General features: G+C 61.2%; 19 protein-coding genes and 1 tRNA gene. 3 read left to right on the plus strand and 17 right to left on the minus strand.

The window, feature by feature from the left end; translation table 11 throughout:
* Nucleotides 1–165: 165 nt before the first annotated feature.
* The 7 genes from IHE46_RS06375 to IHE46_RS06405 form a co-directional block, all read right to left on the minus strand.
* Nucleotides 166–915, minus strand: a complete 750-nt coding sequence (locus IHE46_RS06375) for a MobA/MobL family protein (protein ID WP_192163803.1) — start codon at nucleotides 913–915, stop codon at nucleotides 166–168.
* 590 nt (nucleotides 916–1,505) lie between these two features.
* A complete protein-coding gene (locus IHE46_RS06380; RefSeq protein WP_192163804.1) occupies nucleotides 1,506–3,065 on the minus strand; it encodes a hypothetical protein in 1,560 nt (519 codons plus the stop codon).
* 197 nt (nucleotides 3,066–3,262) lie between these two features.
* Complete coding sequence (locus tag IHE46_RS06385; RefSeq protein WP_192163805.1) at nucleotides 3,263–4,156, minus strand: nucleotidyltransferase; 894 nt, start codon at nucleotides 4,154–4,156, stop codon at nucleotides 3,263–3,265.
* A gap of 14 nt (nucleotides 4,157–4,170) precedes the next feature.
* A complete protein-coding gene (locus IHE46_RS06390) occupies nucleotides 4,171–5,118 on the minus strand; it encodes a patatin-like phospholipase family protein (protein WP_192163806.1) in 948 nt (315 codons plus the stop codon).
* 75 nt (nucleotides 5,119–5,193) lie between these two features.
* The gene (locus IHE46_RS06395) at nucleotides 5,194–5,835 is read right to left on the minus strand and encodes a hypothetical protein (RefSeq protein ID WP_225562860.1); all 642 of its coding nucleotides are present in this window, start codon (nucleotides 5,833–5,835) and stop codon (nucleotides 5,194–5,196) included.
* 226 nt (nucleotides 5,836–6,061) lie between these two features.
* Nucleotides 6,062–7,750: a hypothetical protein gene (locus tag IHE46_RS06400; protein WP_192163808.1), complete on the minus strand. Its 1,689-nt coding sequence runs from the start codon at nucleotides 7,748–7,750 to the stop codon at nucleotides 6,062–6,064.
* 44 nt (nucleotides 7,751–7,794) lie between these two features.
* A complete protein-coding gene (locus IHE46_RS06405) occupies nucleotides 7,795–8,421 on the minus strand; it encodes a hypothetical protein (RefSeq protein WP_192163809.1) in 627 nt (208 codons plus the stop codon).
* Nucleotides 8,422–8,939: 518 nt separating this feature from the next.
* Between IHE46_RS06405 and IHE46_RS06410 the strand changes: the two genes are divergently transcribed.
* Complete coding sequence (locus IHE46_RS06410) at nucleotides 8,940–9,272, plus strand: helix-turn-helix transcriptional regulator (protein WP_192163810.1); 333 nt, start codon at nucleotides 8,940–8,942, stop codon at nucleotides 9,270–9,272.
* Nucleotides 9,273–9,329: 57 nt separating this feature from the next.
* On the opposite strand, the gene IHE46_RS06415 is transcribed toward IHE46_RS06410, so the two are convergent.
* From IHE46_RS06415 to IHE46_RS06435, 5 genes are all read right to left on the minus strand, one after another.
* Nucleotides 9,330–10,286 carry a DUF932 domain-containing protein gene (locus tag IHE46_RS06415; RefSeq protein ID WP_192163811.1) on the minus strand — a complete coding sequence of 319 codons (957 nt, stop codon included), beginning with the start codon at nucleotides 10,284–10,286 and terminating at the stop codon, nucleotides 9,330–9,332.
* Nucleotides 10,287–10,394: 108 nt separating this feature from the next.
* On the minus strand, nucleotides 10,395–10,760 hold the full coding sequence (locus IHE46_RS06420; RefSeq protein WP_192163812.1) for a hypothetical protein: 366 nt from the start codon (nucleotides 10,758–10,760) through the stop codon (nucleotides 10,395–10,397).
* A gap of 254 nt (nucleotides 10,761–11,014) precedes the next feature.
* Entirely contained in the window at nucleotides 11,015–12,229 is a 1,215-nt protein-coding gene (locus IHE46_RS06425) for an integrase arm-type DNA-binding domain-containing protein (RefSeq protein ID WP_192163813.1), read from the minus strand.
* A 160-nt stretch (nucleotides 12,230–12,389) separates the two neighbouring features.
* Nucleotides 12,390–12,466, minus strand: a tRNA-Arg gene (locus IHE46_RS06430).
* 192 nt (nucleotides 12,467–12,658) lie between these two features.
* Entirely contained in the window at nucleotides 12,659–14,533 is a 1,875-nt protein-coding gene (locus tag IHE46_RS06435; protein WP_343230000.1) for a M61 family peptidase, read from the minus strand.
* A gap of 283 nt (nucleotides 14,534–14,816) precedes the next feature.
* On the opposite strand from IHE46_RS06435, the gene IHE46_RS06440 reads away from it, so the two are divergent.
* Nucleotides 14,817–15,422, plus strand: coding sequence for an outer membrane beta-barrel protein (locus IHE46_RS06440; RefSeq protein ID WP_192163815.1), 606 nt, complete (start codon nucleotides 14,817–14,819; stop codon nucleotides 15,420–15,422).
* Nucleotides 15,423–15,496: 74 nt separating this feature from the next.
* Here the strand turns inward: IHE46_RS06440 and IHE46_RS06445 are convergent, their stop codons facing one another.
* Nucleotides 15,497–17,419, minus strand: coding sequence for a M61 family peptidase (locus IHE46_RS06445; protein ID WP_343229995.1), 1,923 nt, complete (start codon nucleotides 17,417–17,419; stop codon nucleotides 15,497–15,499).
* Nucleotides 17,420–17,605: 186 nt separating this feature from the next.
* On the opposite strand from IHE46_RS06445, the gene IHE46_RS06450 reads away from it, so the two are divergent.
* Nucleotides 17,606–18,067, plus strand: a complete 462-nt coding sequence (locus IHE46_RS06450; RefSeq protein WP_192163816.1) for a GNAT family N-acetyltransferase — start codon at nucleotides 17,606–17,608, stop codon at nucleotides 18,065–18,067.
* A 78-nt stretch (nucleotides 18,068–18,145) separates the two neighbouring features.
* Here IHE46_RS06450 and IHE46_RS06455 read toward each other — a convergent pair whose 3' ends face one another.
* From IHE46_RS06455 to IHE46_RS06470, 4 genes are all read right to left on the minus strand, one after another.
* Nucleotides 18,146–19,159: a DUF3667 domain-containing protein gene (locus IHE46_RS06455; protein ID WP_192163817.1), complete on the minus strand. Its 1,014-nt coding sequence runs from the start codon at nucleotides 19,157–19,159 to the stop codon at nucleotides 18,146–18,148.
* Nucleotides 19,160–19,231: 72 nt separating this feature from the next.
* The gene (locus IHE46_RS06460) at nucleotides 19,232–20,668 is read right to left on the minus strand and encodes an amino acid permease (protein WP_192163818.1); all 1,437 of its coding nucleotides are present in this window, start codon (nucleotides 20,666–20,668) and stop codon (nucleotides 19,232–19,234) included.
* Nucleotides 20,669–20,696: 28 nt separating this feature from the next.
* The gene (locus tag IHE46_RS06465; RefSeq protein ID WP_192163819.1) at nucleotides 20,697–21,953 is read right to left on the minus strand and encodes a sterol desaturase family protein; all 1,257 of its coding nucleotides are present in this window, start codon (nucleotides 21,951–21,953) and stop codon (nucleotides 20,697–20,699) included.
* Between the two features lie 16 nt (nucleotides 21,954–21,969).
* On the minus strand, nucleotides 21,970–23,688 hold the full coding sequence (locus tag IHE46_RS06470) for a sulfatase-like hydrolase/transferase (RefSeq protein WP_192163820.1): 1,719 nt from the start codon (nucleotides 23,686–23,688) through the stop codon (nucleotides 21,970–21,972).
* Between the last annotated feature and the right edge of the window lie 53 nt (nucleotides 23,689–23,741).

The following is a 23,741-nucleotide window of genomic DNA, read 5'->3' on the forward strand; positions in this document are numbered from 1 at the left end:
CCATGCTGGATGTTCAGGCCACACAGGCGTTGTTCGTCCCGATAGCGCTTCATCCTGTCTTCGGTATGCCGTATACGTTCGCTCATCTATCGACTTCACCTGGATCCGGGCTACGGGGTAGTCCATCAATGATGCGCAGGACTCCACCTGGATTAATCACCCTAGTCAGATACTCCACGGTTCCGGAGGCATCCACGGGGCGCCACCTTCCGGATGATGCTTCCGGTTGTGGGCGCACCCCGACTGGCTTTCCCGCATTTCACGAAACTCGGAAGCCCGCATGTAGGGAACCGGTTCCCGGGCAATCCCCTGCTCCCGAAGGGGGCGATGGTCAACCCGGTCATCGAAGCCATACGCGTATAGTTCATCGTTGATCGTCTCGGCGATGATGCGGCGCATCTCGATGGTGGAGTTCTTGATCTCGGCAGGACGTATCCCACACCCGACCTTCTTGCATCCACCCCTTGCCGGGTGCTTGTTGTTGTAGCGACGAAATGTCTGCTCCGGCGAGCGGTCAACCCCATCATCCACTCTGCCGGACAACATCCCATGCACATGCGGATGTCGAACCCCCGATTGGAACGCGGTGACTTCGTGGACCGCGAACATGTACGGCATACCTCTTGCAACCGCATCCATGATCTTCGATGCCAACCGAACGTTCTGTTCTGTGCTCAAGCAATTTGGCAAGCTGAAGGTGACAGCGATGAATGCGGGACTGTTCACGCGCTCGTACTTGTCCGAGGTCAAGAAGAAAGCCTCGGGGTCCGGCCATGCCCAGCTCGGCATATTGCCGTAGTTCCACCCAACAAAGTCATCCCGTTCGGCGAACTCACCCTTTCGCATGATGTACCTGATGTGATCAGCCGTCGTACCGCGTGCCTTCGACACGATGTCGAAGTGCAACTGTTTCATGGTCATTTCCTTCTCGCGAGCAACAAAAAAGCCAGCGAGGCAATGCCTCACTGGCTACCTAGACGGCCAAATTATTCTTACATCATCACTTCAGTCGAGAAACGTATGGTGGACGTAGGCTTCTCAACCCACCAGCAAGTCCAAGAAGAAGTGCACTGATGTCACCACCCCGCACCCATCGAAGCAATTCATTCCTGTCCATAGTCCTAAGGACACCTATGTAGAAAATTACTGGTGAGCGCATTGATGGATGGGTCGATGGTTCCTAACGGGGACGATGTCGCTGACGGTGATCGATCCTTTGGCCGAGCGCCCGCAGTGAAACACATCCATAGGTTAGTATGGTCATCACAAGCTACTGGCTAAGTGTCGTGGCGCAGACACCCGCGTTGCCAACAAGTCCTCGAGGGCAAGTGTCCGCCCATCGTCGACTACCCAACACGGCGGCAGATGCGAGCCTCTCTGATACCGGAAGATGTGTGCTTCCACGTCCGCGGTACCTGCCACCGTCACGATATAAATCACACATTGCGAGCGGATTTTCTCGTCCTTGGGGCCAGCCTAACTTGCGCCAAGGTATACGCCTCCGGTCATTGACCGTTCTTGCCAAGTGGCAAAGTGTCGGCAGATGGATCCTCAGTCTCGGATCCAGGGCCGATGACGCATTGATACGTTAGGCCTTCGCGCGTCTTGAAGCGCTCAACAAAGGCATCGAGCTCTTGATGGGACGCCAACACTGCCGCGTGCCGACTCTGAATGTTCTCGAGAGTGACCGTGATCCTTCCATCGGACGACGCACAAGCCATCGTGGTCGTGGCGCTGGATACGAGGAGATGCTTGTCGACTGGAACGTAGCAAACGAAGACTGCCTCGACGGGGAGAGACGGCGGAAGCATTACATCCGACGTTGCCCAATACCGCCAAGAGGTCAACACACCCGAGGTGAGACGATCGATCAAATCAAGCCACCGCTTGATATCCAAGACATGTTGCCATGATATTTCCACGGTTGGCGGCCAAGCGGCGCGTTGTGCGATTCGTTCGAGCACGCCAGCCATCTCGCATGCCCACTCGAGTCCGTCCAAATCAAGGTCTGCAGCCAATCCGTCAGGCCACATCTCCGTGCGAAGCGGCTGTGTAGTGGCGACCAACTCAACGAGTGTCCCGCATTCCTTTAGGGCCCTGAGAGCCAACCAAAGCTTCAGCCACTCGTTGGGTGCGGCCGCCTTGTTCGTCAGGTCAAAAGAAAAATGAATCTGGTTGGAATGCGCGACCGACGCTGTTAGGTCGAAGAGCTTCAATTGAACTCGCAGCCTCTTCTCCAAGCCTGGCGGTGTAAGGTAAATGTCGCCCTCAAACGTCAACGGTGATCCGCCGAGCGGGCGAACTGTGATCGTGCACGTGTCAAACGGTTGCGGCTTCACAGAGATCAGGGCCGAATGCGCCTCCGACGTCACTTCTGTCAAACCGAACCGCGTTTCGGTGATCTCCATTGAGTCCACGGCCACACGCCCCTCGAGCCCCAAGAACATCCTTTCTAGGTCGCCCTGCAGCGTCGGGGATATCGTGAAGGTCCCTCCAATCGGCCGCTCCTCAAAACCCAACGTACTGAGTTGATCCCGCTTCCGCAGGATGTAGGCCTGAAGACTGGGGCCGACGTGATTCAGGAAGGCCGACTTCATGGCCCGACCAGAGGCTTCAATTCGAGTGGCTCGCCCTAGTGGGAAGGTAATGAATTTCTTTGAGATGGGCCCCGTATTGTCGAGGCTCGCCTTCCGTAGCCGCTTTAGAACCGCGGCAAGCCGATCGTCCGACATAGGAAGCACGTGAAGCGCGACTACCTGGTTGGCATCATCGATGCGAATCCCAACGACGAACGATGGACCTGGGTCTTTGGCAAGGCGCTCCGCCATGTCGAGCCGCAAACGGACTCGGTTCTTCGTGTGACCGATCGTCTTGACTTGAACGCGACACGTATGGGCTCCGGGTCGGCGATCGAGCGTTTCCCGCTCGGTGGGCATTTCAAAGTCCAAGATGAAATCCCAGCCGGCTCGATCCCAGGTGGATTTACTGAAGGTCAGTTCTTCTTCCGCACACCAGCCTCCAAATTTTTGTTCGCCGAGCGTGCCCAAAGGGTCAGGCTTGATCATGATCTGTGGCACCAAAGCGGATGTCGATTGACCTTAAGAATGCCGTCACGACTTTCCAATGCAACATGTGCACGGGCGCCCCCATCATCGAGCATGTGCGGCGCAAGACTGGAATTTCCCTTCGTACCGACGAGCGCCTCATCACGACGCCCACGATTGGATTTCCTGCGTCCGAGCGGCCACTTATGGGCACGCATTTACCATCCGTTCCAGAGTTCAACGGCGCCCTCTACGAAGGCATCGCAGTTCGCCTGCGTCCAGCACGTATGCTGACCATCTCGCAGCAAATAGTACCGCTCGTTCGCGCATAGCAAATGGGCTTTCGACGCTTCGTTCCGATACCAATTCAGAACGTTGACTACGCTGGTTCGGTAGTTGGACGCGAACTTCTCATTCGGTACGTTGTACAACAGTCCTTCGAGGTAGTACGAAGGGGCCACGCCGTCTTTGATGATGCCGGCACCCACCATTCGGCTGCGCATGTTTTTGAAGATCCGCGCCATTGGCTTGAGCCGCTCGGACGTCATTTGGTGCTTTGTGGTTAGGTTCGCCGAGTGCTGCTTCGGATAGTTCGCAATGCGCTCGCCCTTGCTGTTGTAGAAACAGATCCCTTCGGCATAGTCGGAATCAGCCGCCGAGCGGAATTTGAAATACTCTCGGAACTGGATCGCCGCGATGACGTCGGCCTTTCGACGTGTAGCACCTGCCTCAATGGCGATCGCTTTGTCACCCACGTTGACGGTGTTCCCGTATTGCCGCGTGAGTACCGAAGTAACATCCCGCTTAAAGTGCACGTGCCCATAGGTCGCACTGGAAACCACGGATATATAGGCAGCCCTTTCTGCGTCGGTTAGCCGGCTTAGGTCGCGCTCGTAGCAATCGTTAAGACAGATAACGATATCGACGTCGCTCTCGGCATAGATGTTCGTGTCGTTTCCGTAGGAGCCTTGAAGAAACACTTCGAAGTTCTTGCCTGAGTAAGGCGTGGCGTTGGCTTCAAGAACATTCTTGATCAAATGGTAGGTGGTGCTCGATTGACTGATCGATCCTTGGTGTGACCAGGTTTCGAGTTGCGCCTCTGGTATAGCCATATTCCCCCCTTTGACTACATTAAGTACTCGCGAAGGATTTTCTCTCGCGAGGCAAACGATTCGCGCCCACGTTGAAACAGGATGTCCAGCTTCTTGAGGTCATGCTCAAGCAGATCCGTGGCCATTTCCGGCGCGACATAAGTGTCGCTAATGCGGACGGTGGGCACGTCGTGGAATAAAATACTGCAAAGTTGATCCATCGACTGGGTGTTGATCTCCAACGTCTTCTGCAGCAACTGGACACTGATGAGGTATTTCTTCGCCAGCCGCATCAGGAGCTTCGGTTTGGGTTCCGGATAGACACCGACACCGACACTTACAAGCCGGATATCTTCGTGCGCAAAGCCAAGCGCACGCACTGCATCGGCGATCGCATAGAGCGTTGGATTGTTTGCGCAGTAACCACCGTCGACCAACTCAATCTCCTCCCCCGTGGCTGTAGTGATGATCGTGCGCGCAAAAAAGGGATACGCCGAGCACGATGCTCGGACGGCATCTGCAACGCTCACGCCGAAGCCCGGTACAAAAGTACCAACTCGGCCGTGCGCCTGCGCCACACTGCCTTTAAAGATCATTGGTCGCTCGGTCAGCCACTTGGCGGTAATGACGCCGATGCCGGTCTTGACGTCACTGAAGCTCGCATTCACAAAGATCTCATTAGCCAGCTTTTTCAATGCGGCCGATCGCGCTGACGCGTCCTTCTGCGACATCACGGTGGGAACGTGTGAGCGGTAGAGGTTCAGAATCGCGTCAATGCTGTAACCAAGCGCAATTAACGATGCGATGATCGCGCCTGTACTAGTGCCGAAGACCAGATCGAACTTTTGATACAACGGGCACCCGACCATGGCCTCGATTTCCTTGAGAACTCCCAAGGTGTAGAAGCCCTTGGCACCGCCTCCATCCAGAGTCAGCACACGTAACAGGGAGGCTGACAGCACTTGATTTGAATTGTCTGTCACTCTGCTTGCCCTCGCTGTGGTTCAAGAGTAGGCGACTAGGCGGCTCTGAAATCTCGACCCACCGTCGCGTATGGCCTATTTGGCGGCAGTTCGAATGTGATCGGCGAGGGCGAACGCGAGATCAACGTACTTGTCCGCGTCACCGACGCCAAGGTTCAGTTCCTCGGCGTGAGCTGCCTTGTTACGGAGCTCTCTGAGCTTATTGAAGGCAACGAGCTGCCCCGCGTCGATGACCTTGCACTGGAGTAGGTATTCCCCAAGGCGATTCATCGTACGAAAGACTTCCGGGTGATTGCCTGGCAGCCAGAAGGACGCGGCTGCTGTGGACGCGGCCGCCTCGACTTCGACCCAGGCTTCCAAAATGGCGGCCCGCGGCGATATTTGCGCTAGCCGCCTAACCACCTTTTCGCGATCCGACGCGTCAGCCGAAAGTCCTATTTCATCGACCTTGATGACGTCTCCGTCAAATGAGCTTTTCAGGGGAGTGGTCGACGTTTCCGTTGACGGAATTGCCCCAGAAGCTTCTGCTACTGTCCCTGCGCGCGCACCAACATTAATTTGGGCGATTTCGTGCGCAAACTCCAGCTCGAATTCCTTAACCTTCAGCTTGCGAAGCAAGGGAATGAGATCTCGGATTTGCCTCCGGAGCGCGAACACCAAAAGGAGGAGGGTCGCTGGCCAGGCAATGGCCCTGAGCACCCCCACAACGAAGGTCATCCAATTCATTTTCAACCCCAGTCGTCATCGCATTTGGTGCAGACAGTACGCGTTTCTACACGCGGATCATTCTAGACCGCCTGTAGGCTGGCCACGAGGAGGGGGCCAATGGATGGCAACGGCAGCAAGGGACGGCGCGCGTACTATGGCGTTTTAGTACTTCAAAAATTTATATGACCAATGGATGTCCTCCCCTCCCCGCACGGGGAGGAGAGGACATCATCACCTACTGTCCCAGTGTCTTGCAGGTATTGGCCATTTCCCTTGCTGCGTCGATGCTGATCGTGTCATCGAGGCCTTGCGCATCGGCTTGCTTGCGAGCGGCGTCTTCCAGCTTCTGGAGACACGGAGTCTGGGCAGGCCAACCATCGTTGCTTGAACCGGTGGGAGACTGGGCGGCCGATGCTTGTGCAGTTACATCCAGCTGGGCTGCTTGCTGCATCGTCTGCTGACTAGGAGCTTGCACCGGTTGTTGAGTCTGAGCGGACTCCTGTATGTCGCCAAACTTGTCGATGGACACCACCGTGGCTTCCTTGGCCATGACGTCTGGAGTGGCTTTTCCAACAAGATAACCCGACCTGTCATAGCAGAGGTCACTCAGGCAGATGAGCTTGTTACCCGGAAGCGAAGCCGGCGCATGAATGAAATTACCGCTCATGTTGGGCTGGACTGCTTTCACAGCAATCTGAACGTCTGTCGGATCAACCGGAAACAGATACTGCCTAATGTCAGGGTGGTCGAACAGCGTGAGATAACCCAGTGAGTCCATGCCATATGAACCCACATGTCCAGCCAGTCCTTTTTGATGGTAAGCGGTCTCCGCTGCATCTTGCGGTGTCTTACCCGGGAAGAGTTGAGCCAGCTTATTGCCGTAGGTTGTTTCTAGTTGACTGGTGGACAACACCATTTGTTGCGTCAGTTCGGGCTGTGCTACCCAGTTGTCCAGCATGATCTGGCTGTAGCTGTTAATGCGGCTATCTTCTTTGGCTATGACTTCTTGAGTGGCCTTTCCAACGAGACGAGCACCGCCGTCGTAGCAGTAGTCGTTCAGGCAAAAGATCTTGTTCGCCCCAATGTTGTTTAGCGAGTGTCGGAGGATTTCAGGAACGATGGACGGATCAACCTTGAAACCGTTTTGAACATCGGCCGGATCAACCGAATAAACCAAGGCTCTGGTTTCGGGAGTGTCTTCCAAGACGAGATAACCTGCGGAATCTATGCCGAACGATTTCGTCGATTGGGGCATTCCCCTCTGCAGGTAGGCGCGCAAGGCGGCGTGAAGCGGTGGTTGGTCTGGATAGAACTGGGCCAACTGGTTGCCGTAGGTCGTGTCCGGAATTGCCCGAATCGGTTTGGTCGCTTCCGGGGGGCCAGGAATGCGCCTGTTCATCAGATACGAATAGGCTTGGTCGAAGTTGGTGAACTTGTTGTCGACGATTGTGCTTGAGAGCACATCTACCGCGAGGGCGCCGTAGTTCGTCGTGGTGGCGGTACGGTCCTTATGACGGATGACAAGGCCAACACCCGTCAAGGACGGCGTGCCGTCGGCGCCGTAAGTCCACTGCCAGACATCCCCTGCCGAAACGGCGTCCATGCCGTTCTTGACGAACATCGAGTCGTCGATGCCTTTGTAGTTGCAGTCGTATTCGACGACGGTTCGCTTATGGTCGTCTTGAGATGTTGTCCATTTCACTGAACCGCACACCTTCCGATTGTCCAACGCCTGGTCGACGGTCATGTCGGGGCCGTTAGTGAGGTTGCTGTAGCTGAAAGGTAGCGCCTTGACCTCGGTGATCTGCTTGTCGTCACCGCATCCGGTGAGAGCAAGCATGGCGGTACAAGTCATTATTGCAAGAAGAAAATGGTTAGTACGTTTCACGATAAGCCCCTGCCAGATAGTGGTGGTCGCACACATATCTCGCGTTCCGAGCCATTTCTGGCTCGGAGCGCGAAGTGGATTTAGTTGCCCAGTGCGTTGCGAAGCCCTTCCTCATCAGAAGTCAGAGCCGATGAACTGCCGCTGCCATTCGCCCATAGCGGATAAGTCCTAGACAGGCTCGACAAGGCACCGAGCAGCACCACTAACCCTGCCAGGGTGTAGATCAACTGCTGACGCTTCACAGCGTCCGGGTTGACCAGACGCACGACCTGCGCCGCATCTGTGCCCGGATCGCACTCGATCACGCTGCTCCACCCCATGCGAAGACCAGCACGGGTCAGGAAGCTGCAGCAGAAGAAGCTGCAGAAGACCGCGAAGTACAGCGCCGTGGTAGCAGGTGCGCTGCTGTCATCGGGATACGTCACCATGATGCCGACGATCATGACGACACCAGCGACAGCCCCGGCGATGTACCAGAGCTTGGTGGTCATGCCAAGAAACACCGGCTTGATTGCTGCCTGTTGGAAGCCATTGACCGCTTGCAAGCTGTGGCTGTTTCTTCCGTGGTTGTACGCGATGTACATACACCACGGCAGGATGACGGGCGCGAGAAACATCCAGAACGAACTACTCAGCGTAAACGACAAGAGCAGCAGGGGCATGACGATGAAGCAGCGTGCAGTACCGAGCTTCTGCATGCCGGTCATTTGCGACCAAATCTTTGATAGTGGTTCCATACGTAGTCTCTCTTTAGGTTGGGTTGAGGTAAATCGAGTGCACAGCGATGCTCGACGACAGTCAGGCCGAAGCCCGACTCGACGTCGTTTCAGTTGAACGGGGTGTAGACCTTGCGCCGGTTGAACACTTGGCTGATGGTCAATCAGGCATCGGTGGGGTAGCCCAACTTCACACCTGAACCGCCGCGATAGCCTTGTCCTGGTCGCTGCTGACTAAACCCCCAGCAACAACCGACGAGCCGGCACAGATGATGGTGCGCAGTGCTTTCATGTGGATCCCCTGTCGCGATGTGCTGCTCCCTGTTCATCCCTTCTCTGGCAGCACAATGGAGAGGGGGTGGCCAAGCCGCTCGAAGATTGCTCTTATGTACCTGAAGATCAGGTTACCAAACTATTATTTTTCGCGCATCTTTAGACAAATGAACCTGTAGATCAGGAGCCATTGAAAGAGGGATAAGTTGTTTGACCGCAGCAGGAAGAGCGGTCAAATGACAAAAGCCACAGCAAATTCGACGAAAGCCAAGTCCATCGACAAGCCGGAATACGAGATCGTGTGCAGGCTTCTGCGCGCGATCCGGCAACGCGCCAAGCTGTCGCAGGGTTCCCTTGGGGAAGTTCTAGGGCGACCACAGACTTTCGTGAGCGATTGCGAATTAGGCGCCCGGCGATTGGACGCTCTGCAGCTCCGGGAGTGGTGCCAAGCTTGTGGAACTACCTTTGCTGACTTTGCGCGACGCCTAGACGAGACGCTGGAAGTCCTTCCCCCACTGGCGCCACCAGCATCCAGATCGAAGCCGAAAAAGGTCCCTTCCAAGCCCTGAGGCGTCGCCCAAACCGGTCGACGCCTCAGGCTTCTGCCAGCTAAGGCGTGTTTCCCTTCACGCCGCTAGCTTCATCACCTCATCCCACGCCCGCTGCTTGATCTGGGCTCCCTGCCCAAACCACGCCGCATCGCGCCGGTGATCGTCGCTACGTGCCCGGCGGTGGTGATCGATGAACTCGGTGATGCCGTTCAATAGGCCCCATGCCGTGCCGCGGCTGGAAGTCAGCAAAGCACCGCGGCCACCACCCTCGTACAGGGCACGGACATTGGCTACGGCCTGCTCGTTGACCACCGGCGCCTTGCCATCCTGGCCCGCGTAGACCAATACACGGCGAAGCAGGCCTTCCACCGAATCCGGGTCGAGCGGGCGATCCACCAATGCCTTCATGCGCTCCACAAAGCCGTCCCACGCGGACACGGTGATACCGAGCTGACGTTTCACTGCCGCGGGATCAAACTGGCTCCGATGCGGCACCTTGATGGCTCCACTGGCGTTACCCAGCGCGATCTGCAAGGTGTTGCTGCACACGACACGGACGCTGGTGAACTGCGCTGTGGTCGCCAACGTGCCGTCGCAGGCCGTGGCCAATAGCAGGTAGCCATCTACCCGGTCGTGCCCCTTCAAGCTGGCGCTCTGGCCGGTACGTGCCAATGCCCAGAACTTACGGCCTTCGCGGAGCACACCCGCCGTTTCCAGTTCGAAGCCACCGATTTCGGTGAGGTCGCGGTAGAACTCCAGGATCTCCCCTGGCTGGACAACCTGGAAGCGCTTGCTCACCACGGCCAGTGGTGCCTTGGTGTCGGAGCGGTAAAGCACCTTTTGCTCCGAGAACGCATTGATGACGCCGATGTTGTTGCTGCCGGTGATGTAGTGGACTTCGGATTCCTCGATCTGCCAGTCCATGCCCGCGTTGGCCCTCCAGACTTCAATGGGCTGTTGGGCTTCAAGCTTCGTGCCGAGGCCATGCCACGGGATTCTTCCCGTGTAGGCCATGGATTGAACCAGATGCATGACACACTCCTTATTAATAGACGCATAAACGCCCTGGCCTCGGCGATGAGCCGAGGCCAGGGCGACATGAGCGCAAGAGAGAGAAGGGAAAGTTAAGGCAACGCGCCGTCAGGCTCGGTCGCTGAAGGCGTGTCCGCAGTCGCGGCATAGACGGTTGTGCAGGATGTTTCGGTCGATGCCATCACCCAGTCGCGAACCGGCTGCACATCCGGCAGCGCCACCCACAATGCCATCGATAACCACGCCAGCCGTTACTCCAAGCAACGCTCCAATGGGGCCGCCCAGAAAACCGATCTCGGCTCCTGCCAAAGCTGCGGCGACACCACCAGTCGTTCCTACGATGGCACCGATCGCGCCGCCGAAGCGCCGCGCCAGATGACGCGACTCGACACGCGGTGATCGACACTTTGGACAGCGTGGCGTGAGCTCTATGAGCTCACCACCGCACTCATCATCCAGCAGTACTTCATGCATCGGTGTCCTCCTTCAAGCGCCTGGCCACATACAGTCGCAGGCCCCATGACCACAAGACGCCAGCCAAAAAGATGACTGCGAAGACGGCGAGGCATTCGAGGAGCGACGGACAGGGGTAACCAATCCATGCGTTGTTGAACATCACCATGACTCCTTACGGAATTGGCTTCCGCATGGAAGCCCATGCAGAAGGAGCAGAGAACATCTCTACTCATCAGGGTGATATGGATTTGAAATGCGGTGGAATCGAACAACTAGGCTGACTGTCGATCAAAGCGGACAATCTTGGCGCCAAGGCGCAAGCTGTCCAAGTAATCCGCCCATGCCTGCATCATCTTACGGCGCTCAGGCAGGTGCGCTGTGCGGTTATAAGCTCGCCCATTTGGGTCACGCACGGCGTGTGCCAACTGGTGCTCGATGTAGTCGGGGCGAAAGCCCAGAACCTCATCCAAAATGGTTCGCGCCATCGCTCGGAAGCCATGCCCGGTCATCGTCTTCGAGTCGAATCCCATCCTCCGCATGGACGCATTGATGGTGTTTTCACTCATGGGACGCCCCTTGCCGCGCGTACTCGGAAACACGTATTCACCGCGCCCGGTATAGGGTTCGAGTTCGCGCAGAACTTCCAGTGCCTGAGTGGGTAACGGAACGATGTGCGGCGTGCCGGTTTTGGTGGCTATGTAGCGCCATTCCCCAGTCTCCAGATTGATGTCAGCCCAGCGGGCGGTACGCAACTCACCAGGACGTGAAAACGTCAAGGGGGCAAACTTCAGTGCAGATTGCACGATGATGCTCCCTTCATAACCCCACAACGCGCGCAGCAATGGTGCAACCTGATCGGGTTCAGTGAGGCTTGCGAAGTGCTCCGTCTTGGGGGATTCAAGTGCGCCCACCAGATCAGCCGTTGGATTCTTCGTCGCTCGGCCCGTAGCAATGGCATAGCGAAACACCATCGAAATCAGGCCGCGTGCGCGATGCGCCGTCTCCACTGCACCACGCCTTTCCAGCTTGCGCAGGGGAATCAGAATCTCCGGTGCCGTCAGCTCATCAATCGGCCTGCCTCCGATGAGCGGATTCAGATCCTTTTCGACGATTCGTTGATTACGCTCGACCGTGGACGCGGCATTCTTCTTTGATCGCAGCGCCAGCATCTCCAAAGCAATCACGCCGAAAGTGTTTCCACCGCCTTCGCTCTTCAGAAATTTCTCCACCTTGCGCTGTAATCCTGGATCAATGCCCGAACTGAGTTTTTTGCGAGCCTCGAAGTGCTTCTCGCGCGCTTCAGCAAGACTGGTTTCCGGATACGAGCCCAACGCGAGCCGCTTCTCCTTACCACCGAAACGGTACTTCCACCGCCATAGCTTGCTTCCCGACGGAGTCACTTCAAGGTAGAGCCCACCACCATCGAAGAGCCTCAATGGCTTGTCAGCGGGGCGTGCTTTCCGGATGGCTAGATCGCTCAAAGGCATTGGGGGCATCCAATGTGGTTTGGGGTCGTCACCCCCATGTATGCCCCCAGCAAGCTTGGATTTCAAGGGATCACCCTGGATTTCCATGGACAAATAGACAACAAAAAACCACTGATATCAGTGGCTTATGGACAGCTATGGATTTCTTTGGATTACGAGATGGCGCGCCCGGAGGGATTCGAACCCCCGACCAATGGCTTCGGAAGCCACTACTCTATCCGGCTGAGCTACGGGCGCGTGGTGTTGCAGGGCCGCGCATGGTCATGACGACGCACGGCGGACGGGCAGTATAGCGGAGATGGACGTCGTGCTCATGCAGAAAAGGGGCTCCCGATCGGGAGCCCCTTTTTTTCAGCCTGTTAGCCCGCTCGAAACGAGGCCGTCCCTGGCCTTTCCCGGCGTCTGCCAGCGCGGAAGGCAACAAAGCGCTCAGCGCGCCTTGAACAGCACGCTCAAGGTGTCGGGCTTGCTGGTATCGCGCACGAGGTGCGGGTACTTCAACCCGTCGTGGTAGTCGATGTTGATCGTCTTGTACTGGTCGAAGTCCTTCACCAGCAGCTGGATCTGCTGGCTCTTGTCCTTCGCGGCAGCGGTGACGACATCCTTCAGATCGTCCGGATCGAAGTCGCGGCCGTTGACGGCGACGATGGTCATGCTGGGTGCCAGGCCGGCCTTGAAGGCGGGACCGTCCCACAGCACGTCGCCGATCTGGCCGCCCTTGCCCACCGACACGCCCAGCGAGTAGGTGAGGTCGGCGAAGTGGCGGCGCGCTTCCATGGCCTTCACCGCGGCGCTGGGCTTGTCGGTGTAGACGAGCTTCCAGCCGTGCGCTTCGAAGCCGCCGATCAGCGGGCCGTGGCCGTCGAGACGCTCGCGCAGGTACTTCGCCCAGTCGTAGGGCTGGATATCGTTGAGCGTCTTCACCACATCCGCGAAGGTGTAGGTGTTGGTGACGAAGCTGCCGTTGTCCATGCCGAAGAAGGCCTTGGCGAAATCGTCGATGCTCTTCTTGCCGCCGCTCATGTCACGCAGCTTGCCATCCACGTCCAGCCAGATCAGCTGGCCCGCGCTGTAGTAGTCCTCGCTGCTCTGGTAGTTGCGGTAGGGCAGCGGCGCGCGCTGGGCGATGATGGGGTCGTTGGTGGTGTCCTGCACGTTGCGCCACGAGGCGAGGCCGGGGCGGCCCTTGTCGTAGGTAGCGGCCACGTAGGCCCACATGTCGTGCGCCTGCTCGTCGTTCCACAGGCCGGAGCGCGAAGCCATCACCTGGCCCCAGAACTGGGTCTGGCCTTCGTATACCCACAGCAACGAGTCCTGCATCGGCACATTGAAGTTCGGCGTCCACAGGTCGGCCGGGCGGCGGTACTTGCCGTCCCAGGAGTGGTTGTACTCGTGCGAGAACAGATCGCGGCCCAGCGCGTTCTTCTCCCACGCGGAGAAGAAGTCGGCACCCGTGCCGTCCTCGCTGGACTGGTGGTGCTCGAGGCCTTCGCCGCCCATCTTGTCGCTGAGCGAGACCAGGAAGTCGTAGTGGTCGTAGTGGTGCGCGCCGTACAGCTTGTACATCTGCTGCACCAGGTTGTGGAACGGTTTTTCCTGCTCCGGCTTGATCTCGAGGTACTTCGGATCGTCGGCCACGATGTCCATGTGCACGCCGGCCTTCGCGCCCGGATCGAGATCGAGGCGCTTGAAGTACTTGCCGGCGTAGATCGGCGAGTCCACCAGGGTGTTGAAGGTGGTGGTCTTGAAGTGCACGGTGTCGCCGTCGTGCGAGGCCGTTTCCAGCGCGGTGCCGAACTGCCAGCCCACGGGGAACTTGGCGCTGGCATCGACCTTGATCTGGCGCGTGTAGTAGCCGGCCGGATATACCGTGTTGGCATTCCACTGCAGGTCCAGCATTTCCGGGGTCATCACCACGCGACCCTGGCGGTTGTTCTGCGGCGTGAGGTACTGGAAATCCACCTCAACGCTGCTCGCGCCCTGCGGCACGTCGACGTGGAAGGCGTAGACGTTGAGCGGATCGCGCACCCACGGAATCACCTGGCCGTTGGCCTTCACCACCAGGCCGGCGAACTTGTCGATAGGACCGCTGGGCGAATGGTTGCCGGGCAGCCACTGCGGGTAGAGCAGGGTCAGCGCACCGGCCTGCGCGGGAATCACTTCGTGCACGCGGAAGATGCGGTGCGCGAGGTCGGTGGCATCCACGCTGATCTGCAGCGTGCCCGGATAAGCCACGTCCTTGGGCGGCGGTACGTCATCGGCGAGCACGTTGAGGCTGACCAGGCCAATGGCACCGGCGACGATGGCGGAAGCAAGACGTGAGACTTTCAATGGATTCTCCCTTGGGCAACGGCCCGCGCGGCGGACGTGGCGCGAGCATGTCTCTCCCATGCTAGTCCCGCGGCGCATGCGACTCCCCTGCCAAAGGTCATTCACACGGCTGAATGGATCCCCCCATGGGTTGTTAAGCGAAAGCTTCGCGCAAGGCGGCCGAACCACCGTGGCCGCCGCCGTGTATCCCCGCGCGGCACACCATGGGCATCCCCACCCATGGCGATCGCAAAAACAAAAACAGGAGTCCACTCCCATGAACAAGCTTTTCCTTACGGCCGCCATGGCCGCCCTGCTCGCCTCCCCGCTGCTCAGCCAGGCGGCCCGCGCAGACGACAACAGCAACGGCAACCCCGACCCGCTGCAGAACTTCTACGTCGCCGGCAACCTGGGCCAGACCCAGAACCGCAACAGCGACTTCGGCCACGACAACAGCGTGTTCCAGAACGTGCGCTTCGGCTGGCGCTGGAACGACTACGTCGGTCCGGAAGTCGGCTACGTCTACCTCGGTCGTCCGAAGAACGTAACCGACGGCGTCGAAACCAACCTGAAGTCGCGCGCCGCCACCGTGGGCGTGAATGGCAAGTACGACATCGGCGGCAGCCCCTGGTTCGTCACCGGCCACGCCGGCTACATGCGCTCGACGAGCTACATGGGCGAAACCTACGGCGATGCCGAGTCGCGCGAGAAGAGCTGGAACAACGGCTGGTTCGCCGGCGCCGGCGTGGGCTACGACGTCACCCGCAACGTGAGCCTGGCGGTGAACTACGACAACTACCGCCTGCAGTACGGCCGTCCCACCACGGGCCAGCAGCGCTCCAACGTGGCGGCGTTCTCGGGTTCGCTGGAATATCGCTTCTGAACCCTGCCGTACGAACGTCGTGAAAAGCAACGGCCGCCCTCGGGCGGCCGTTGTCGTTCAAGGATGCCGAAGCGTCACTTGCGCGCCGTGGCAATCGCGTCGAGCAGATCCTTGCCGTCCGCGCGCACCAGGTGCGGATAGAGCAGGCCGCCGTGGTAGTCGATCTTCACCGTGCTGTAGAGGTCGACGTTCTTCACCAGCAGTTCGATCGGCGCACTGCCGGTCTTGGCCGCGGTGACCGCATCCTTCAGCGCGTCGGGCGAATAGTCCTTGCCGTTGACCGCGACGATGGTGAGGCCCGGCACCAGGCCGGCCTTGAACGCCGGGCCGTTCCACTGCACGTCGTAGATGTCGCCGCTCTTCGAGGCCGACAGGCCGAGCGAGGCGGCGAAATCGGCGCCGTGGCGGATGCCCTCCATCGCCTTGGTCTGCGCATTGGGCTTGTCGGTGTAGACCAGCTTCCAGCCGCCGCGCGCTATGCCCTGCTCGGGCAGGTTCGGCCCGGTGTAGTCGAGACGCTCGCGCAGGAACTTCGCCCAGTCGAACGGCTGCACCGAGTTCAGGGTGTTGACCACGTCGTCGAAGGTGTAGGTCTTGGTGACGTAGCTGCCGTTGTCCATGCCGTAGAAGGCATGCGCGAAGTCGTCCAGCGAGTGCTTGCCGCCGGACAGTTCGCGGATCTTGGTGTCCACGTCCAGCCACAGCAGCTGGCCTTCCGGATAGAAGTCCGTGCCGCGACGCCAGTTGCCCCAGCCGCCGCCGCCGTAATAGGTGAGCGGCGCGGCATCGGCGGTGTCCTGCAGCGAACGCCAGGCGCGGCCGGTGCGTTCGCTCATCTGCGAGTCGATGTCCGCCATCGTGTCGCGGAACTGCTCGGACGACCACAGGCCGGCGCGCGCGGTGAGCACGCTGCACCAGTAGTCGGTGAGGCCCTCGTACACCCACAGCAGGTCGTCCTGCATCTTCACGTTGAAGTTGGGTGTCCACAGGTCGGCGGGACGACGGAACTTGCCGTTCCACGAGTGCACGAATTCGTGCGGCATCAGGCTGGCGGCCAGCGTGTGCATGTCGTCGTTGGTGAAGAAGTCCGCCGGCAGGCGGTCGTCGCTGGACTGGTGGTGCTCCAGGCCGAAGTGGCCGGTGTGGTCGGACAGCGTGAGCAGGAAATCGTAGTGGTCGTAGTGGTGCGCACCGAACAGCAGGTTGGTCTGCGTCACCACCGCGCGCTGCTGTTCGAGCTGCTTGTCGGTGAGCTTCACGTCGTCGGCGCCATCGCCCACCACGTTGAGATGCACCGGCACCTTCGCGCCCGGCGCGAGATCCACGCGGTTGAAGTGCTCGCCGGCGATCAGCGGCGAATCCACCAGGTTATTGAATGTCACCGGCTTGAACTGCACGGTGCCGCCGCTCTGGCTAGCCACCTCCATCGCGGTGCCGAACTTCCAGCCGGCGGGCAGCTGCACGGTGGGCTGGATGTGGATCTGGCGCGAGTAGTAGCCGGCCGGGTAGAACGCCACCTGGTTGAACTCGATGTCCACCAGGTTCGGCGTGGACGAGGCGCTGGCGCCGAACAGGCTGTCCTCGCCCGGCGCCGGCGAGAGGAACTGGAACGAGAGGTCGAGCTGGCTCACGCCCTCCGGTACGTCGAGGTGGATCGCATACATGTCGCGCAGGTCGCGCCGCCAGGCGAGCTGCTTGCCGTTCGCGGTGATGATCAGCCCGGCCACGTTCTGGATCGGGCCGGACGGCGCGTGCTCGCCGGGAATCCACTCGGGATACAGCAGCGTGACGTTGCCCGATTTCACCGGGATCGTTTCGTGCACTCGGAACATGCGCTTCGGCGCGTCGGTGAGGTCCACGTTCACCGCGAGCGTCCCGTCGTACGGCGTATCGGCCGGCGCGGCGCGCTGGGCGTCCTGCGCATGGACGGCAGAAAGCGAAAGCGCCCCGATCACGGCGGCGGCGATCAGGCTGGAACGAAATGCATGACGATTCACGGGAAGCTCCGGCAGACAACGGGATGACCGCCCGATGGTAGGCCGCGCCTCGCAGCCACCACCCTGCCAGAGGTCATGCTGGACGACGAAATTATTTGCGGGCCGCCGATTCCATGCATACCGTCGACGGACGTCCATTCCTATGATGGCCACGCACATCCGATCCACGGCAGCGCAAGAGAACCCATGGACATTCGACCCGGCATGCTGGAAGACCCGCAGGTGCTGGCGCTGCTGCGCGAGCACCTCGACACCCTAGCGCCCACGGCTCCGGCCGAAAGCCGCCATGCGCTGAATCTGGACGGCCTGCGTCGTGCGGACGTGACGTTCTGGTGCGCGTGGGACGGCCTCGTGCTTGCGGGCTTCGGCGCGCTCAGGCAACTGGACCCGCGGCATGGCGAGATCAAGTCCATGCGCACCGCGGCCACCCATCTGCGCCAAGGCGTCGCCGCGCAGATGCTGCGGCACTTGATCGACGAAGCGGCGATCCGCGGCTACGAACGGCTGAGCCTGGAAACCGGCTCGATGGCGTTCTTCGAGCCAGCACGCCACCTGTATACCGCATTCGGCTTCGTCCCTTGCGCACCGTTCGGCGACTACCGGGCCGATCCCAATAGCGTGTTCATGACGCGGGAAGTCAACGCTTAAGGTTCAACCCCGACGCTCCAACTTGCCGTACCGCATGCCGTAGCCGAAGCAGATCACCCTGATTCCGCGCCGGCGCGTTCAGTGCAGGGCGTACACCGTCACGAAGAACAGCAGCACGCGATACAGCTCCAGCGACAGATAGAGACCCGCCATCGTCCAGAGGCAGAGGGCTCCGCTACCCAGCCAGCCAAACCGGAAATGGTTCCTCAGCGCGCAGTAGACGTAGAACAGGATCAGCAGGCCCAGTGTCGCGCTGCCATAAAGGTCGGTCCGCAGGAATGCCGGCAGCTCCCCGCGGAGCCACAGCATCGCGTGGACCAGGCCCGTCCATGCCCAACCGAATACCAGCAGGATCAGCAACAGCGCCGCCCAGGTGTGGGTCGCAAAGATGGACAGCTCGGCCAGGCCGCGCCGCCACGGCGCCAGCGCAAGCCACAGCCAGCACGCCAGCATCGGCACCAGCGCGATCACCAGCGCGCGCGACAAGGCATCGGTGCGTTCGTCGTAGCGCTTGCCGTAGCTCTGCAGGGCCGCAAACGTCTTAGCATCCCTGGCCGGCACTGCGCCGTCGGCTGATACCACGGCGGACGGCTCGGCACTCTTGCCGGCGTTCGCTACCGACGGATTCTCCGCGCGCCAGTAGTCGCCCGCCAGCAGCGCAGCCTCCGCGCCGCTGACCGGCGCAGCGGCCACGCGGCGCATCACCAGTGCCTGCTTGACCCCGACGAGCGGACTCATCTCCAGCTGGGTATTCAACGATGTGTTGAAGGTCTGCAGCACGGCCAACAGGAAATACAGCAGGTTCACCGCAAAGAACAGCGCCACCGGCCGCGTGTACGGCACGCGCCGCCCGCGGAAGTATTCGCGCGTCAGCTCGCCCGGCTTGAACAGCAAGGTGCGCAGCGAATTGAACAGGCGCCCCTCGCCGTGTGAAAACGCCTCGAACCACTCGCCCGCGACATGCCGCAAGGTGTGCTCGTCCGGATGCATCCGGCGCTCGCCGCATTGCGCGCAATACTCGCCGCCCAGCGGCGCACCGCAGTTCGCGCAGACCGCTGCGGTCGCGCCTGACGATTCCACCGGTTCCTGCATGCTGCACCCCCTTCCGGACCGGGGGCATCATGCACCGGCCACGAAGCCGGCGCATGTGCATGCCGGAAGTTCTCAGTCGCCTCGCTCGAGTTTGCTGTGCCGCATGCCGTAGCAGAGGTAGATCACCATCCCCAGGCTCACCCAGATCAGGAATACCTCCCAGGTGATCGCCGGCAGTTCCGACAGCAGCCAGATCGAGAACGCGATGCCGACCACCGGCACCACCGGCACCCAGGGCGTGCGGAACGCGCGATGCAGTTCCGGCTTGCGCTTGCGCAGAAGCCACACCGAAGTACAGATGATGATGAAGGCCGAGAGCACGCCGATGTTCACCAGCTTGGCGACCTCCTCGATCGGCAGCAGGCCGGCCACCAGCGCGGTGAACACGCCCAGCACCAGCGTCGGCCGGTGCGGCGTGCCGTAGCGCGGGTGCACCTTGGCGAACCAGCCCGGCAGCAGGCCGTCGCGCGACAGCGCGAACCAGATGCGCGTGGCGCCCAGCATGAAGGCGAACAGCACGCTGATCAGGCCGAACACCGCCGACACCGACACCGTGAGCGCCACCCACTGCAGGCCCAGCCCCTTGAACGCGTCGGCCACCGGGGCCGGCGTGTTGAGCGTGGTGTAGTGCGCGATGCCGGTGAGCACCAGCGACACCGCGAGGTACATCGCCATCGAGACGCCCAGCGAAAGCAGCACCGCACGCGGCAGGTCGCGCTGCGGGTTCTTCGATTCTTCCGCCGCCGTGGTCAGCGTGTCGTAGCCGAACACCGCGAAGAACACCACCGCCGCGGCCGCGGCGACGCCCTGGAAACCGAAATGCCCCACGCCGTCGGCACCCATCACGCGTGCAGGAATGAACGGCACCCAGTTGCCCGGCTTCACGTAGAACACGCCGATGCCGATCACCAGCGCCACGGCGGCCACCTTGATCGCCACCACCAGCGTGTTGAAGCGCGCGCCCCATTCGGTGCGGAAAGTCAGCAGGGCCGACACGCCCAGCGTCACCAGCGAAGCGATCACGTTGAACACATGGCCGTCGCCCGTGCCCATGGCGCCCTGCGCCCAGACGGGAACGGGGATGCCGATGCTGGTGAGCGCCGATTGCACGTAGCCGGACCAGCCGATCGCCACCACCGCCACGATCAGCGCGTATTCCAGCAGCAGGTCCCAGCCGATCAGCCATGCGGCCAGTTCGCCGAGCACGGCGTAGCCGTAGGTGTACGCGCTGCCGGTGACCGGGATCATGCCGGCGAACTCGGCGTAGCACAGCGCCGCCGCCGCACTGGCGATGCCGGCGATCATGAAGGAAATGATCACCGCCGGCCCCGCATTGAGCGCCGCCTGCTGGCCTGCCAGCACGAACACGCCCACGCCGATGATGCCGCCGATGCCGATGGCGGTGAGCTGCCACAAGCCCAGTACGCGGCGGAAGTCGCTGCGCTTGCCCACCTCGCCCTGCAACTGCTCGATGGATTTGTGGCGGAGCATTCTGCTCAGCAAGGACATGGGCTCACTCCCGTGGAAGACCGGCGGATCATAGCGAATCGGGCGATTCGCCCGGCGATGCGGAACGCAGCCAGGGCAAAACCATGGCGCTCGCGCCGAATACCAGCGCAAACGCCAGCGCGACCCGGCCGTCCAGATGCGCCACGCCGAACCAGCGCCCGCTGGCCAGCGGCAGCGCCGCGCTGGCGAGCACGCGCAGGCCTTCCGCCCACCAGGCCCAGCACCGCCCTTCCATCAATGCGCCCAGCACGGACAGCCCCGCCACCAGCCACGCCGCATAGAGCAGCAGGGTCGGCAGGCCGGCGCTTTCCGTCATGCCCAGGAACTGGGTGACCATGCCCAGCAGCAAGGCGAACTGCAGCAGCACGTAGAACTTCAGCGGTGTGCCCAACGACGGGTTGTAGCGCTCGGTGGGCATCGCGAAGTCCGGCTTGGGAAAACGCGCCGCCACGTCGGCCGGCCGCCAGCCCGGCGGCTTGATCCACACCAGCAGCTTGTCGCGCCAGCGTCGCGCGTGCCATGCATCCTGCGCGGTACGCCAGTACACCTCCGCGTTGGCCCACAGCGGGTTCCAGCTGCGCAGCGGGGATCGCGTGCCGTACACCGGCGGGTCGGCGTCGTCTTCCTCCACGAAGGTGCCGAACAGGCGGTCCCACAGGATCAGGATGCCGCCGTAGTTGCGGTCGAGGTAACGGTCGTTCACTGCATGGTGCGCGCGATGGTTGGACGGCGAGCAGAACACGCGGTCGAACCAGCCCAGCCGGCCGATCTGTTCGGTATGCACCCAGAACTGGTACAGCAGGTCGATCAGCGCCACCACCACGAACACCTGCACCGGCACGCCGAGCAGCGCCAGCGGCAGGTAGAACACCCAGCCGAGCAGCGCGCCGCTGCCGGTCTGCCGCAGGGCGGTGGAGAGGTTGTAGCGCTCGCTCTGGTGGTGCACCACGTGGGCTGCCCACAGCACGTTCACCTCGTGGCCCATGCGGTGCAGCCAGTAGTAGCAGAGGTCGTAGGCGAGCAAGGCGCCGACCCACACCGGCACGCTGTCGGCGGGCAGATGGAACAGCGCGAGGTGCTCCGCGCACCAGGCATAGATGCCGATGTTCAGCAGTTTGGCGAACACGGCCACCAGCTGCGAAATCGCGCCGAGGCCGATGCTGTTGACCGCGTCGTTGCTGGCATACGCATCGCGTCCGCGCAGCCTGGCCACCAGCAGCTCGATGCCGATCAGCAGGAAGAACACCGGCGTGGCCCAGGTGATGATGAGTTCCTGCGTGTTCATGCCTGCCGCGCCCGCCCTACTCGTACACGTGCAGCTGCCGGAAGATCCAGGCGTAGTAGGAGGCCAGCAGCGCCTTGTCCGGGCAGTCGTCGAAACGGCCCTGGCAGCGCTCGCGCAACGCTGTGGCCGCGGAGAAATACGGGTCGGCGGGAAGCCCCGCGGCCTCCAGCACCATCGTCGGCAGGAAGGCGATGTCGAGTGCCGGATAGCTCGGCAACGGCGCCCCGGCGAAGTTGCTCTTGACCATGTAGTAGGTGAGGAAATCGCGGTCCGGCACCAGCGCGGGCGGCAGCGTGCGCGCCAGCGGACGGATCAGGCCGTCGAAGGAGGGCTGGTGGTCGCCGAAATGCACCAGCACGGTGGGCTGCTCGCGATCGAGGAAGTCGTGCTCCAGACCCTGCATCGCTACGTCGGAATCGTGCAGGCGCCACAGGTAGGTATCGAAATCCAGCGCGCTCTCGTCCTTGCTGGTCAGTCCCTGCACCATGTTGCGCCAGGGCAGCGGCAGCTTGTTCATCGGGTTGTCGTCGTGCGGCCCGTGCTGGTTGATCGTGAGGATCATCACGAACACCGGCTGGCCCGGCTTCTTCACCTTGTCGTAGACGTGCTTGGCCGCGGCGAACATCTGCGCGTCCGTCTCGTCCCACTCGTCCAGGCCAAGTTCTTCCGCGCCGTAGAGATGGTCGAAGCCATAGGCGCGGTACGCGTCGCGTCCGTTGAGGAAGTCGCTGTTGGTGGGATAGATCGCGATGGTGAGGTAGCCCAGCCGGCGCAGCAGGTCGGGCAGCGTGTCGTGCACGTGCGGCGCCAGCACGAAGGGCGCGTACATGCCACCGGCGCCGAAGATGTCCTGCGGCAGGCCGGTGTGCACGGCGAACTCGCTGACCCACGTGCCGCCGCCCCAGGTATGCGTGCGCAGCAGGCCGGTGCCGCGCGTGCGCGCATCGGGCTGGAACATCGCGAACTTGCAGCCGGGCACGGCGCAAGCGGTGTAGATCGAAGGATCGAAGGTGCTCTCTTCCAGCACCTGCACGATGTCCGGATACGGCTCGGGTCGCGTGCCGGGCTTGGCGTTCGCGGTGGCGGCCCATTCGCGCTGTGCCGCGGCATCGTCCGACATCGCCGGCATCGTCACGCCGCCGTCGTTGATGTTGATGAAGAAATTGGTGAGCTGCGCGTCGTCGGAGAGCTTGTCCCACACGTCGCGGTTGTGCAGCTTGGCGAACGGCCCCTCCGGCAACAGGCACACGCGGAACGCCACCGCGCACAGCAGCACGCCGCCGATGCGCCAGGCCACACTCCCCCAGCCTCGTCGCCACACGAACAGCGGACGATCCAGCCTCCACGCCAGCACCAGCACCAGCGGCACCAGCACCGCCACGCCTGCGCTCAGCAGATACAGGTGCGGGTAATGGCGCAGCGTCGCGATCAGGCTGGAGCGCGCGTAATACACGAAATCCGCCGGCATCAGTGCGGTTTCGAGGTAGTTCTCCTTGAGGTTGGAGATGAAGCGCAGCGCGAAGAACAAACCGCCGCCCAGCACTAGCGCAAAGGCCAGACGCGCGGTGGCGCAAAGCAGCGCACCGACGGTGAACAGCATCAGCACCAGCACGAACAGCTTCTGCAGCGGCGCCGGCTCCGGCCACACCGTCGCCCAGGCGCAGCCCGCAAAAGCCAGCAGGGCGAGCACCCGCACCATGCCACTGCGCGTGAAACGCGACGGAACCCGGATCATGCTGCATGCCCCCTGATGGCAAACCGGCAGAGGCCGGGCCGCCATCTTACGGG

It is taken from the genome of Rhodanobacter sp. DHG33 (genome assembly GCF_014843005.1).
Lineage (GTDB): Bacteria > Pseudomonadota > Gammaproteobacteria > Xanthomonadales > Rhodanobacteraceae > Rhodanobacter_A.

What these genes read in the sequence shown, in the direction of transcription:
- IHE46_RS06415 (WP_192163811.1), bottom strand. Translation starts at nt 10,286, where the DNA reads ATGCATCTGGTTCAATCCATGGCCTACACGGGAAGAATCCCGTGGCAT.
- IHE46_RS06385 (WP_192163805.1), bottom strand. Translation starts at nt 4,156, where the DNA reads ATGGCTATACCAGAGGCGCAACTCGAAACCTGGTCACACCAAGGATCG.
- IHE46_RS06470 (WP_192163820.1), bottom strand. Translation starts at nt 23,688, where the DNA reads ATGATCCGGGTTCCGTCGCGTTTCACGCGCAGTGGCATGGTGCGGGTG.
- IHE46_RS06375 (WP_192163803.1), bottom strand. Translation starts at nt 915, where the DNA reads ATGAAACAGTTGCACTTCGACATCGTGTCGAAGGCACGCGGTACGACG.
- IHE46_RS06465 (WP_192163819.1), bottom strand. Translation starts at nt 21,953, where the DNA reads ATGAACACGCAGGAACTCATCATCACCTGGGCCACGCCGGTGTTCTTC.
- IHE46_RS06400 (WP_192163808.1), bottom strand. Translation starts at nt 7,750, where the DNA reads ATGTGTGCGACCACCACTATCTGGCAGGGGCTTATCGTGAAACGTACT.
- IHE46_RS06380 (WP_192163804.1), bottom strand. Translation starts at nt 3,065, where the DNA reads ATGATCAAGCCTGACCCTTTGGGCACGCTCGGCGAACAAAAATTTGGA.
- IHE46_RS06395 (WP_225562860.1), bottom strand. Translation starts at nt 5,835, where the DNA reads ATGACCTTCGTTGTGGGGGTGCTCAGGGCCATTGCCTGGCCAGCGACC.
- IHE46_RS06420 (WP_192163812.1), bottom strand. Translation starts at nt 10,760, where the DNA reads ATGCATGAAGTACTGCTGGATGATGAGTGCGGTGGTGAGCTCATAGAG.
- IHE46_RS06455 (WP_192163817.1), bottom strand. Translation starts at nt 19,159, where the DNA reads ATGCAGGAACCGGTGGAATCGTCAGGCGCGACCGCAGCGGTCTGCGCG.
- IHE46_RS06405 (WP_192163809.1), bottom strand. Translation starts at nt 8,421, where the DNA reads ATGACCGGCATGCAGAAGCTCGGTACTGCACGCTGCTTCATCGTCATG.
- IHE46_RS06450 (WP_192163816.1), top strand. Translation starts at nt 17,606, where the DNA reads ATGGACATTCGACCCGGCATGCTGGAAGACCCGCAGGTGCTGGCGCTG.
- IHE46_RS06460 (WP_192163818.1), bottom strand. Translation starts at nt 20,668, where the DNA reads ATGTCCTTGCTGAGCAGAATGCTCCGCCACAAATCCATCGAGCAGTTG.
- IHE46_RS06425 (WP_192163813.1), bottom strand. Translation starts at nt 12,229, where the DNA reads ATGCCTTTGAGCGATCTAGCCATCCGGAAAGCACGCCCCGCTGACAAG.
- IHE46_RS06410 (WP_192163810.1), top strand. Translation starts at nt 8,940, where the DNA reads ATGACAAAAGCCACAGCAAATTCGACGAAAGCCAAGTCCATCGACAAG.
- IHE46_RS06440 (WP_192163815.1), top strand. Translation starts at nt 14,817, where the DNA reads ATGAACAAGCTTTTCCTTACGGCCGCCATGGCCGCCCTGCTCGCCTCC.